9 protein-coding genes, 3 tRNA genes and 1 pseudogene are annotated in these 12,595 nt (G+C 34.8%); 10 read left to right on the forward strand and 3 right to left on the reverse strand.

What is annotated here, in order from left to right; genetic code table 11:
• Positions 1–68: 68 nt before the first annotated feature.
• The 7 genes from rlmH (at position 69) to SMIDD26_RS00120 (ending at position 3,252) form a co-directional block, all read left to right on the forward strand.
• The gene (rlmH, locus tag SMIDD26_RS00090) at positions 69–548 is read left to right on the forward strand and encodes a 23S rRNA (pseudouridine(1915)-N(3))-methyltransferase RlmH (RefSeq protein WP_061438537.1); all 480 of its coding nucleotides are present in this window, start codon (positions 69–71) and stop codon (positions 546–548) included.
• 43 nt (positions 549–591) lie between these two features.
• Positions 592–665: transfer RNA gene (locus SMIDD26_RS00095), tRNA-Arg, on the forward strand.
• A gap of 164 nt (positions 666–829) precedes the next feature.
• Positions 830–955, forward strand: a complete 126-nt coding sequence (gene comC / locus SMIDD26_RS00100) for a competence-stimulating peptide ComC (RefSeq protein ID WP_061438538.1) — start codon at positions 830–832, stop codon at positions 953–955.
• Between the two features lie 20 nt (positions 956–975).
• On the forward strand, positions 976–2,301 hold the full coding sequence (gene comD / locus SMIDD26_RS00105; RefSeq protein WP_061438539.1) for a competence system sensor histidine kinase ComD: 1,326 nt from the start codon (positions 976–978) through the stop codon (positions 2,299–2,301).
• Complete coding sequence (gene comE / locus SMIDD26_RS00110; protein WP_061438540.1) at positions 2,298–3,050, forward strand: competence system response regulator transcription factor ComE; 753 nt, start codon at positions 2,298–2,300, stop codon at positions 3,048–3,050. Before comD ends, comE begins: the two co-directional genes overlap by 4 nt.
• Positions 3,051–3,101: 51 nt before the next feature.
• Positions 3,102–3,173, forward strand: a tRNA-Glu gene (locus SMIDD26_RS00115).
• A 5-nt stretch (positions 3,174–3,178) separates the two neighbouring features.
• Positions 3,179–3,252, forward strand: a tRNA-Asn gene (locus SMIDD26_RS00120).
• Positions 3,253–3,291: 39 nt separating this feature from the next.
• Here the strand turns inward: SMIDD26_RS00120 and SMIDD26_RS00125 are convergent.
• Positions 3,292–3,834: a TetR/AcrR family transcriptional regulator gene (locus SMIDD26_RS00125; protein ID WP_061438541.1), complete on the reverse strand. Its 543-nt coding sequence runs from the start codon at positions 3,832–3,834 to the stop codon at positions 3,292–3,294.
• Between the two features lie 127 nt (positions 3,835–3,961).
• Here SMIDD26_RS00125 and SMIDD26_RS00130 point away from each other — a divergent pair.
• Positions 3,962–6,603 (forward strand): annotated as a pseudogene (locus SMIDD26_RS00130) (YhgE/Pip family protein).
• A gap of 28 nt (positions 6,604–6,631) precedes the next feature.
• On the opposite strand, the gene SMIDD26_RS00135 reads toward SMIDD26_RS00130, so the two are convergent.
• Complete coding sequence (locus tag SMIDD26_RS00135) at positions 6,632–9,175, reverse strand: YfhO family protein (protein ID WP_061438542.1); 2,544 nt, start codon at positions 9,173–9,175, stop codon at positions 6,632–6,634.
• Positions 9,176–9,236: 61 nt separating this feature from the next.
• On the reverse strand, positions 9,237–10,859 hold the full coding sequence (locus tag SMIDD26_RS00140; RefSeq protein ID WP_000958772.1) for an ATP-binding cassette domain-containing protein: 1,623 nt from the start codon (positions 10,857–10,859) through the stop codon (positions 9,237–9,239).
• 205 nt (positions 10,860–11,064) lie between these two features.
• Between SMIDD26_RS00140 and trpS the strand changes: the two genes are divergently transcribed.
• Together trpS and SMIDD26_RS00150 are read left to right on the forward strand one after the other, a co-directional pair.
• A complete protein-coding gene (gene trpS / locus SMIDD26_RS00145; RefSeq protein ID WP_061438543.1) occupies positions 11,065–12,090 on the forward strand; it encodes a tryptophan--tRNA ligase in 1,026 nt (341 codons plus the stop codon).
• A 151-nt stretch (positions 12,091–12,241) separates the two neighbouring features.
• Positions 12,242–12,595 (forward strand): IMP dehydrogenase (locus tag SMIDD26_RS00150; RefSeq protein ID WP_246746829.1); only part of this gene is annotated, 354 nt, incomplete at its 3' end.

Raw genomic sequence — 12,595 nt, forward strand, 5'->3', positions numbered from 1 at the left:
CGGTTAAAATTAACTTTTTATTTTGTGAATAAGATGTGAAAAAATAGAGAATATGTTAGAATAGAGTCATGAAAATTAAAGTTGTAACAGTTGGGAAACTGAAAGAAAAGTATTTAAAAGATGGTATTGCAGAGTATTCAAAACGAATTTCTCGATTTGCTAAGCTTGAAATGATTGAGCTGGCAGATGAAAAAACACCAGATAGGGCTAGTGAGTCAGAAAATCAAAAGATTTTAGAAATAGAAGGTCAGAGAATTTTATCAAAAGTTGGTGATCGTGATTTTGTTATTGTGTTAGCCATTGAGGGGAAAACACTTTCTTCAGAAGAATTTAGTAAGCAGTTAGAAGAAGCTTCTATAAAAGGATTTTCTACTCTTACCTTTATTATTGGAGGGAGTCTGGGGTTAGCACAGGATGTAAAAAAGAGAGCCAATCTTTCTGTTAGTTTTGGTCGCCTAACCTTGCCCCATCAGTTAATGAGACTAGTTCTTGTTGAACAAATCTATCGCGCTTTTACGATTCAGCAAGGCTCGCCCTATCATAAATAGAAAATTGACTTTTAATTGAATTTTTGGTAGAATGATTGTGTTAGGTCTCATAGCTCAGCTGGATAGAGCATTCGCCTTCTAAGCGAACGGTCGCAGGTTCGAATCCTGCTGGGATCAATATAGTAGCAAAGCTGGGAATTTTCCCGGCTTTTTTCTTAAAAAAGTACACTTGGGGAGAAAAAAATGACAGTTGAGAGAATTTTATCTAAAATGAAATTCCATTTTGTATAATGGTTTTTGTAAGTTAGCTTACAAGAAAAAATATTTTAGGAGATTTTATTATGAAAAACACAGTTAAATTGGAACAGTTTGTAGCCTTGAAGGAAAAAGACTTGCAAAATATTAAAGGTGGAGAAAGTAGGATTTCAGACATCCTCCTTAATTTTCTTTTCCAACGAAAAAAGTAATGAAATAAGGAGAAAGAGTAATGAATTTACTTGGATTTGGGACAGTTATTGGTCATTTTTTAATTATTAGTTACAGTTACCGTTTAATTTGTAAAGGTCAAATAAATAGAAAAGAGCTATACGTTTTTGGTGCTTATACATTACTAGTAGAAGTAGTACTTGAACTTTCCTTTTATCTTCTAAATTTGGATGGGTTAGGGACTGCAACATTTTTACTTCCTTTGGGCTTATATTCCTATTTTCGATGGATGAAACAGTATGAGAGGGATAGAGGACTATTTCTAAGTTTACTACTATCTCTTTTATATGAGAGCACTCATAACTTTCTGTCCGTAACTTTCTCCTCTATAACAGGAGACAATTTTGTTTTACAATATTATTACCCATTCTTTTTTGTTGTAACGGTGTTGACTTATGTTGTTATCTTAAAAATCATTCATTATTTCCATTTGGAACTAGCCTATTTTGACAAGGACTACCTTTATCCTTTCTTGAAAAAAGTATTTTTTGCTTTACTATTGCTCCATATTGCATCTTTCGTTTCAGATATGGTAAGTACGATTAAACATTTGAATAGTTTTGGAAGTATTTTGTCATCTATTGTCTTTATCTCTCTCCTTTTGACCTTCTTTGCAATGAATTCTCATAAAGTTCAAATGGAGAAAGAGATTGCTTTGAAGCAGAAGAAATTTGAACAGAAACATTTACAAAACTATACAGATGAAATTGTCGGACTGTATAATGAAATCCGTGGTTTTCGACATGACTATGCTGGAATGCTTGTCAGTATGCAGATGGCAATTGACAGTGGTGATTTACAGGAAATTGACAGAGTTTACAATGAAGTTTTGGTCAAAGCAAATCATAAACTGCGTTCAGATAAGTACACTTACTTTGATTTGAACAACATAGAAGATTCAGCTTTACGAAGTTTGGTTGCTCAGTCCATTGTCTATGCTCGAAATAATGGTGTAGAGTTTACACTGGAAGTAAAAGATACGATTACTAAGCTTCCAATTGAACTATTGGATTTGGTTCGTATCATGAGTGTTTTATTGAACAATGCTGTCGAAGGATCGGCTGATAGTTATAAAAAGCAGATGGAAGTAGCAGTTATTAAGATGGAAACTGAAACAGTTATTGTGATTCAGAATTCATGTAAAATGACGATGACTCCTTCAGGAGATCTATTTGCCTTAGGATTCTCCACTAAGGGAAGAAATCGCGGAGTCGGCCTAAATAATGTGAAAGAACTACTAGATAAGTACAACAATATTATTTTAGAAACAGAGATGGAAGGCAGTACATTTAGACAAATTATTAGATTTAAGAGGGAATTTGAATGAAAGTTTTAATTTTAGAAGATGTTATTGAACATCAAGTGAGACTAGAGAGAATATTGGATGAAATTTCGAAAGAATCGAATATTCCAATATCATACAAGACAACAGGAAAAGTCCGTGAATTTGAAGAATACATTGAAAACGATGAAGTAAATCAGCTTTATTTCCTAGATATTGATATTCATGGAATTGAGAAAAAGGGATTTGAAGTGGCTCAGCTCATTCGTCATTACAATCCTTACGCTATTATCGTTTTTATCACTAGTCGATCAGAGTTTGCGACTTTGACCTATAAATACCAGGTATCAGCCCTAGATTTTGTTGATAAGGATATCAATGATGAGATGTTTAAGAAGAGAATTGAGCAAAATATCTTCTATACGAAGAGTATGTTACTTGAAAATGAAGATGTTGTAGATTATTTTGATTACAATTACAAGGGAAATGATTTAAAAATCCCTTACCATGATATTTTGTATATTGAAACGACAGGAGTCTCTCATAAATTACGTATTATTGGTAAGAATTTTGCCAAAGAGTTTTACGGTACCATGACAGATATTCAGGAAAAGGACAAACATACTCAGCGATTTTATTCTCCTCATAAGTCATTTTTGGTAAATATAGGCAATATTAGAGAAATTGATCGAAAAAACTTAGAAATTGTTTTCTATGAAGACCATCGTTGTCCTATTTCAAGGTTAAAAATTAGAAAATTGAAAGATATTTTAGAGAAAAAAGCTCAAAAGTGATTGACAATTAGCAAGAAATTGATATAATGGTTATATCTGCTACAGATAGAAGGTCCGTTGGTCAAGGGGTTAAGACACCGCCTTTTCACGGCGGTAACACGGGTTCGAATCCCGTACGGACTATTTTATCCGCCATAGCTCAGTTGGTAGTAGCGCATGACTGTTAATCATGATGTCGTAGGTTCGAGTCCTACTGGCGGAGTATAGATAAAAGGGAACACAGCTGTGTTCCCTTTTTATATCAATTTGCATCACCAAGCATCTTCATAAGGAAATCTGTTATTTCTTGAGGACTTTCTTTTTTTCCATGTGCAATCCAAGTTTGACAGACACCAAAAAGTGCGTGAGTTAGATAGATACTACTATATTCTAATTCAGTGGTATTTAGATTCAGTTGCATAAAGCGTTTTTGTAAATCCGTACTAAGCATGATATGAAGTTTATTTCGTAAGAAATTTTGGATTTCTTTAGTCCCATTTTCAGAAAGAAGGGCAGCCAGAAGTGGTTCTGATTCTAGATATTCAAATACTTCTAAAATAGCGTCTCTTTTGTGATGAGCATGTTTTTGAAAAATATATTCAAATGTATGGAATAGTTTGCTTTGATAGTGCTCAATCATATCATACTTATCCTTATAGTGAGTATAGAAGCTGGAACGACTAATTCCGGCTTTTTCTGCTAACTTGACAGTAGAAATTTGATCAAATGGCTGTTCCATCAGTAATTGTACCATAGCATTTTCAATAGTTCTCTTTGTTTTTAAGCGTTTATTACTTTCTTGCATATTTCCTCCTTGTAAACAAATTAGACTATCTGTCTAAAAATGGATTTTTTATCTTGTAATTTAGATTTTTTAATGTATAATCTATTATATCAAAATTTTAGACAATATGTTTAAAAAAGGAGAAGCTATGTTTAAAGAATGGAAAGCAATTTTTAAAAAACCAACCTTTATTATTGTCATGATAGGGATTTCTCTTATTCCAGCTCTGTACAATATCATATTTTTGTCCTCAATGTGGGATCCATATGGTCAATTGTCTGACTTACCTGTGGCAGTTGTCAATAATGATAAAGAGGCTTCCTATAATGGTAATACTATGGCAATAGGAAAAGACATGGTGTCCAATTTAAAAGAAAATAAAACCTTAGATTTTCATTTCGTAGATGAAGAGGAAGGAAAGAAGGGATTGGAAGATGGCAATTACTATATGGTAGTGACTTTACCAAGTGATTTATCTGAAAAAGCAGCTTCGATTTTAACGGATCATCCAGAGCAAATGCAAATCGATTATCAGACTTCAAGTGGTCATAGTTTTATTGCCAGCAAGATGAGCGATTCTGCGATGACACAATTGAAGCAGAATGTTTCTACCAATGTAACCGAGACCTATACTAAAGCCTTATTTAACAAAATGAGCGATTTAAAGGATGGTATGAGTCAAGCAGCTTCTGGTAGTGAAAAATTAACTGATGGAGCTAATCAATTAGTGACAGGAAGTAAAACATTAACTACTAACCTACACTCTTTAGCAGATTCAAGTTTAACATTTTCAAATGGAATGGAGCAGTTTACTAAAGGATTATCTGCTTATGTTTCTGGTGTTGAACAACTTCATCTTGGCTTAGGGAATTTTAATAGTGGCTTAGTTACATATGCTGGTGCAGTGAGTCAATTAGATAGCGGGTTAGGTCAATTATCTTCTAAAAGTCCTGAATTAGTAAGAGGAATCAATCAGTTATATACTGGTGTAGAATCCTATACTGGCGGTGTTTCTCAGCTTAATGCTGGTCTTAATCAATTTTCATCTGGTGTTAGTGCCTACACCAATGGAGTGGGAAATCTTGCAACAGGTGCGAATCAGTTATCTAATCAATCAGCTACACTTCGAATGGGGTGGAGCAATTAAGTGAAGGGATTCAACAACTTTCTAGCAAGTTAGATGCTTCATCTGAGCAAAAAAATCAAAATGCTCAATTATCTTCTGGTCTAAATCAGTTAAATCAAGCTATTCAAAATATTGATGTTGGAGATACAAAACAATTATCTTCTGTTTTATCAAGTATAGTTTCTCTTTCTAATCAAATGCTAGCAAGTACTCAGTCTGAAAAAGCAACTACATTAGCCAATATTCAATCGACAGCAGCTTATCAATCCTTGACAAGTGAGCAACAAGCTGAGATAAGTGCTTCTGTATCTCAAAATTCGACTGATAGTATTCAATCGGCTCAGTCAATTATAGCTTTAGTACAAGGTTTACAGGGAAGTTTAGAAAACTTACAAAATCAATCTTCAAATCTTTCGACGTTAAAAAATCAAGCTAATCAAGTATTACCTATTTCTTCTACTTCTTTGACAGGATTGTCAAGTGGATTAACAGAAATACAGGGAGCAGTGACGAGTAAATTAGTTCCTGACAGTCAGTCGATTGCATCAGATGTAAATGCATATACTGCACGTGTTGATAAAGTTTCTCAGGGCGCAAGTCAACTAAGTGAAAAGAATTTCACCTTGACAGGTAGTTTGAACCAATTAGTTTCAGGCTCAAACACCTTGACACAAAAATCTTCTAGCTTGACAGCAGGAGTTGGTCAATTAGCTGAAAAAACTCCAGAATTAGTATCTGGTATTGAAAAATTATCAACTGGCTCTAACCAATTGAATCAAAAGAGTCAAGAATTGATAGCAGGAGTTGATAAATTACAATCAGGATCTGGTCAATTAGCAGACAAATCTAGTCAGTTACTTTCAGGTGCTTCTCAATTAGAGAATGGAGCTAATAAATTGGCAGATGGAGCTGGGAAACTAGCAGAAGGTGGAACAAAGTTAACTTCTGGATTGGAAGATTTACAGACAGGAGTTGCTTCTTTAGGACAAGGACTAGGTAATGCTAGTGATCAACTTAAATCAGCATCAACGGAATCTAAAAATGCAGAGATTTTGTCAAATCCACTCAATCTTTCCAAAACAGACAATGAGCAAGTTCATGTAAATGGAATCGCAATGGCTCCTTATATGATATCAGTTGCTCTCTTTGTTGCAGCATTATCAACAAATATGATTTTTGCTAAATTACCTTCAGGTCGTCATCCTGAAACTCGCTGGGCTTGGTTCAAATCTCGCTTTGAGATAAATGGAGTTATAGCTGTTTTAGCCGCTTTCTTAGTCTATGGTGGCGTTCATCTTATTGGTCTAACAGCAAATCATGAAATGAGAACCTTGTTCTTAATTATTATCGCAAGCTTAACATTTATGTCTATGGTAACTGCATTAACAACATGGAATAGCCGTGTAGGAGCTTTCTTCTCTCTTATTTTGCTATTATTACAGTTAGCATCAAGTGCCGGTACTTATCCACTTGCCTTGACAAATAATTTCTTTAGAGCTATTAATCCTTGGTTACCAATGAGTTATTCGGTTTCTGGATTACGACAAACAATTTCTATGACAGGAAATATTCATCATCAAGTCATTTTCCTTGCTGTGATACTAGCCCTATTTACTGGTTTAGGTATGCTAGCCTATCAACCTAAGAAAATGGAAGAAGATTAAAAAATCGACCAAGCAACTGGTCGATTTTTTATGTCTTAGATGACTTTCGTTTGTGATTATAGATTGCAAATAGTAAAAGAGAAGTAAAGGAACAGATTGCTCCAATAACAAAACCATTGGGAATAAAGGAAAGTGTAATAGTTCCTTTTCCCTTAGGAACGTCAACTTTCATAAAGCCAGTTTGAGCTTGTTTAATCTCTATTTTCTTACCATCTTGGTAGGCAGACCAACCTTTGTCATAAGGAATGGTGAAGAAAATAGATGTATCTTGTTGGACATCATATGTAGCAAAAACCTTGTTTTTAGAAGTTGATACTGTTACAGGTTGTTCTTTGATTTTTTGAATAGCCTCAGTTAAAGTTTGGGGATCTAAACGATAGAAGGTAGGAGATTCAAATGATACTTGTGAATTTCCAGGGAAACTAACATGAATATTGAAAGTCTTTTTCTCTTTTGTATAGCCTAGATTAAAGAAGGAGAAGATATTATCAGTTGTAAAAGTCTTTTTTTCACCATTTACAAGGATGTCAACCTTCTTTTGTTTATCATTAGAAAAGTGAAGATTTGTGAAAGAAAGATAAACTTGGCTGTTTTCTGGTACTTCAATTTGATACTGGATTTCTGCATCCTCATTTGAAGAACTTGTAACACTAATCAAATCATCAGTATTTTCGGTTTTTTCATAAGGTATTGGAGAAAAATAATCAAAATTGACGTTAGCAAGTTGATTTAAAAATGAGGCCTGATTATCTAAGGTATGTTCATTGAACTTGACATCATTGTAAACAGATTGACTAGCAAATGCAATCGGAAGAGAGTATTGATTTTCATATAGGGTAAGATTATCTTTTTGATATACATCTTGGAAACCATACTTATCAATAGGATTTTCTGAGATATTGTACTGGATACCAAATAAACTATCAGCCAAAATACTATTATTGGCATAACGGAGATTGAGATTAGTCCCAGATGATTTAAACCCAAGTTTATCCAAAGTAGAGCTTGCTGAACGATTTCGAACAGATGAAAATTGAGAGATTCCATTGTAGTTGAATTTCATACTGTCATTCCCTGTCTGAGTCTCTAGTTTCTCAGTACGAGTAAATGGATCCTCAATATATGTTGAGAAAGATTCCATAGCTGGTATATCTCTACTATATGCACTTCGAGAAGCAAATCCCCATTCCTTAGCAATCCCGTCTATTTGAGCTGAAGCATTTAAACTCATTTCAACCATTATAAATAAAGAGATTAGAATAGCAAATAGATGTACAGAGATAAACTTTTTGATAACTGCAAGGAGTAAAAGAGAATAGACAACTAAAAATTCAAGAGTAAGCAGAATATTCAAATATGTTAAAAAAGAATAATGCGATTTTAGATAAATGGTAGCTAAAAATCCTGTTACTACAAGAAAAAGCGAAACTAAAAAATTCCAGACTTTAAGTTCTCTCAGACGATTTAAGACTTCTGCTGCTGTGTAAATTAACAAGGTAGAGAAAATCCAAGCATAGCGATGTAAAAACATATTTGGAGTATGCATGCCTTGCCAAAATAAATCAAGAGCTTCAATATAAAAGCTAGCAATTAGAAATGCAAAGAAAATTGCATAGATAAGTTTCACGTGAAACTTAATAGATTTCAGCGTAAAAAATAAAATGGTCAAAATAAAGGGAAGTAGTCCAACAAAAATCATTGGGATGGCTCCATACTTTGTTGTGTCAAAGGAACCAATGAATTGCTTGGCAAAAAGATCAAGATACCAGCTATTTTCAGTTTGAAACTTTGTAACTTCAGTCAAATTTTCCCCGTGTGTCTGCAAATCAAACAGAGTAGGAAGAGTCAGAATCAAACTAGCCATACCAGCTAAAAAGGAGGTAATAACAAAATCAAGAAAAGATGATTTTCGAGTCTTAAAGTCCCACGAAATTTGACAGAGATACCAGAAAATAAGAAACAATGCTGTCATATAGCCAAAATAATAATTTTGAATAAACAAAATTGACAGACTTGTAAAGTACAATAGGAGTTTCTTTTCAGTTATCAGTAGATGTAAACCAGTGATAATTAAAGGAATTAAGATAAAAACATCTAGCCAGGTCTTTATCTCTAATTGACTGACAGAGAAACTCATCAGAGCATATGAAGTAGATAAGGCTAGTTTTAAAGGCTTAGGAATCAATTGAAATAAATTATTTAAACTAAAGTAAGTTGACAGTCCAATCAATCCAAATTTTAAGAGCGTTGTCAGATAGACAGCATCTGGCATATTCGTTAGATCAAAAAAGTAAACTAGTGGTGAAAAGAAACTACCCAAGTAATAACTAGATAGGGCATAGAAATTCAATCCGAGGCCACTTGTAAAGGTGTAAAACAGACTACCATTTCCATGTAGGATATTTCGTAAGGCTACATCAAAAATAACGTATTGATGAAAGCCATCTCCTAATAGTGGAGATGTATCGCTATTCCAGTAGATACCTTGAGATAGATATATTCCTGTCATAATGATTACAGGAATGATGAAAGAAACAAAATAGGTCCAATATGTTTTAAAAAATAATTTCATGTTACCTCATAAAATGTTAGAAAACTCAGCTGGTTACCCCAACTGAGTTTTGAAGTTTTATTTAGTCTTTCCAAAGTTCTTTAACTTTTGCTTGTACTTCTGCATTTTCTAGGAATTCATCGTAGGTTTCATCAATACGATCGATGACGCCATTTTTAGACAAGACAATGATATGGTTAGCTAGAGTTTGAATAAACTCGTGGTCATGGCTGGCAAAGATGATTGATTCTTTAAAGTTTTTCAATCCATCATTCAAGCTTGAGATAGATTCCAAGTCTAAGTGATTGGTTGGATCATCAAGTACAAGGACATTTGATTTCAAGAGCATGAGTTTTGAAAGCATGACGCGGACTTTTTCTCCCCCTGATAAAACGTTGACAGGTTTGTTAACCTCATCTCCAGAGAAGAGCATACGGCCGAGGAAACCACGTAGGAAAGTATTGTCATCTTCTTCTTTACTTGCGAATTGACGCAACCAGTCAAGGATTGATTCTCCCCCTGCAAAATCAGCTGAGTTATCTTTTGGAAGGTAAGATTGACTAGTAGTAACTCCCCACTTGACAGTTCCTTCATAGTCAATATCTCCCATGATTGCACGAATCAATGCAGTCGTTTGGATATCATTTTGTCCAATAAGAGCTGTCTTATCACCTGGACGTAAGATAAAGCTGATATTATCTAAAATAGTCTCACCATCAATCTTTACAGTTAGATTTTCTACTGTCAAGAGATCATTACCAATTTCACGTTCTGCTTTAAAGTTGATAAATGGATACTTACGACTAGATGGCACAATCTCTTCTAGCTCAATCTTATCAAGCATTTTCTTACGTGAGGTTGCTTGTCTTGATTTAGAAGCATTGGCAGAGAAACGAGCTACGAATTCTTGCAATTGCTTAATTTTTTCCTCTGCTTTTGCATTACGGTCTGCTAGCAATTTAGCAGCAAGCTCAGAAGATTCCTTCCAGAAGTCGTAGTTTCCGACATAGAGTTTGATTTTTCCAAAGTCAAGGTCGGCCATGTGAGTACATACTTTGTTTAAGAAGTGACGGTCGTGGGATACTACGATAACTGTGTTATCAAAGTCAATCAAGAAGTCTTCTAACCAAGTAATCGATTGGATGTCCAAACCGTTGGTAGGCTCGTCCAAGAGAAGAACATCAGGTTTACCAAAAAGTGCTTTGGCGAGGAGAACTTTTACTTTCTCACCGTTGGCCAATTCGCTCATGTTTTGATAGTGCAATTCTTCTGGAATGTTTAGGTTTTGAAGTAGTTGAGAGGCTTCACTCTCTGCTTCCCAACCTCCAAGCTCGGCAAACTCTCCTTCAAGTTCGGCAGCACGGACTCCATCCTCATCTGAGAAATCTTCCTTCATGTAGATAGCATCTTTCTCTTTCATGATGCTATAAAGTTTTTCATTTCCCATGATAACAACATCAATGGCACGTTCATCTTCATAGTCAAAGTGATTTTGACGAAGAACAGAGAGACGTTCATCTGGACCAAGAGAGATGTGACCAGTAGTAGGTTCGATATCTCCAGCTAAAATTTTTAAAAAGGTTGATTTTCCGGCACCATTAGCACCGATTAATCCATAAGTATTTCCTTCTGTAAATTTGATATTGACATCATCAAAAAGTTTGCGATCACTAAAACGTAGTGAAACATCAGATACTGTAAGCAATGTTTTTCTCCTATATGTGTAATATATTTATTCTACTAGAAAATACGGAAATATTCAAATTTTTATCTGTCAATTTTGTGTAAATTAAATTTACAGCACGCTTTACACAAATCCGTAAATAGCAAGGCTGATTTATTTTGATAAATTGCGGTTATTTCATTAAAAAAATGCTATAATTGAAGGGACCATATCGAAGGAGAATAAAATGACTAAACCCATTATTTTAACAGGAGACCGTCCAACAGGAAAATTGCATATTGGACATTATGTTGGAAGTCTCAAAAATCGAGTATTATTACAGGAAGAGGATAAGTATGATATGTTTGTGTTCTTGGCTGACCAACAAGCCTTGACAGATCATGCCAAAGATCCTCAAACCATTGTAGAGTCTATCGGAAATGTTGCTTTGGATTATCTTGCAGTTGGATTGGATCCAAGTAAATCAACTATCTTTATTCAAAGCCAGATTCCAGAGTTGGCTGAGTTGTCTATGTATTATATGAATCTGGTTTCATTAGCACGTCTGGAGCGTAATCCAACTGTCAAGACAGAAATTGCTCAGAAAGGATTTGGAGAAAGCATTCCGACAGGATTCTTGGTCTATCCAATAGCTCAAGCAGCTGACATCACAGCTTTCAAGGCTAATTATGTTCCTGTTGGGACAGATCAGAAACCAATGATTGAGCAAACTCGTGAAATTGTTCGTTCTTTTAACAATGCATATAACTGTGATGTCTTGGTAGAGCCGGAAGGTATTTATCCAGAAAATGAGAGAGCAGGGCGTTTGCCTGGTTTAGATGGAAATGCTAAAATGTCTAAATCACTCAATAATGGTATTTATTTAGCTGATGATGCGGATACTTTGCGTAAAAAAGTGATGAGTATGTATACAGATCCAGATCATATTCGGGTGGAAGATCCAGGTAAGATTGAGGGAAATATGGTTTTCCATTATCTAGATGTTTTTGGTCGTCTAGAAGATGCTCAAGAAATTGCTGACATGAAAGAACATTATCAACGAGGTGGTCTTGGTGATGTGAAGACCAAGCGTTATCTACTTGAAATATTAGAGCGTGAACTTGGTCCTATTCGTGAGCGACGTATCGAATTTGCTAAGGATATGGGAGAAGTTTATAATATGCTTCAAAAAGGTAGTGAAAGAGCGCGTGAAGTTGCAGGTCAGACCCTATCTGAGGTTAAAGGAGCAATGGGACTTCATTACTTTAACTAAGTTTATTTTACAAGAAACTATCATTTCTATCTCGAAGAAAAGATAGTTTTTTATTTACCCCTGTAACATTTGACAAATTTTTATAGAATGGTATGATAGATACAATATAAAAAGAGTCAAGCTCAAAAAGAAAGAAAAGAGGAAACTTCGAATGTCTAATTGGGACACTAAATTTTTGAAAAAAGGTTTTACCTTTGATGATGTATTGCTTATTCCAGCTGAAAGTCATGTGTTGCCTAACGATGCAGATTTAACAACTAAATTGGCAGATAATCTGACTTTAAATATCCCAATTATTACCGCTGCTATGGACACAGTTACAGAGAGTCAAATGGCCATTGCTATTGCTCGTGCAGGCGGTCTCGGAGTTATCCATAAAAACATGTCAATTGCTCAACAAGCAGACGAGGTTCGTAAGGTAAAACGTTCTGAAAATGGAGTTATTATTGATCCGTTCTTCTTGACGCCTGAACATACAATTGCTGAAGCAGATGAGCTTATGGGT

The organism is Streptococcus mitis (genome assembly GCF_001579035.1).
GTDB classification, from domain to species: Bacteria; Bacillota; Bacilli; order Lactobacillales; family Streptococcaceae; genus Streptococcus; species Streptococcus mitis_J.

Excerpts from the sequence above, each read along its gene's own strand:
- rlmH (WP_061438537.1), top strand. The coding sequence starts at position 69 with ATGAAAATTAAAGTTGTAACAGTTGGGAAACTGAAAGAAAAGTATTTA.
- comC (WP_061438538.1), top strand. The coding sequence starts at position 830 with ATGAAAAACACAGTTAAATTGGAACAGTTTGTAGCCTTGAAGGAAAAA.
- comD (WP_061438539.1), top strand. The coding sequence starts at position 976 with ATGAATTTACTTGGATTTGGGACAGTTATTGGTCATTTTTTAATTATT.
- comE (WP_061438540.1), top strand. The coding sequence starts at position 2,298 with ATGAAAGTTTTAATTTTAGAAGATGTTATTGAACATCAAGTGAGACTA.
- SMIDD26_RS00125 (WP_061438541.1), bottom strand. The coding sequence starts at position 3,834 with ATGCAAGAAAGTAATAAACGCTTAAAAACAAAGAGAACTATTGAAAAT.
- SMIDD26_RS00135 (WP_061438542.1), bottom strand. The coding sequence starts at position 9,175 with ATGAAATTATTTTTTAAAACATATTGGACCTATTTTGTTTCTTTCATC.
- trpS (WP_061438543.1), top strand. The coding sequence starts at position 11,065 with ATGACTAAACCCATTATTTTAACAGGAGACCGTCCAACAGGAAAATTG.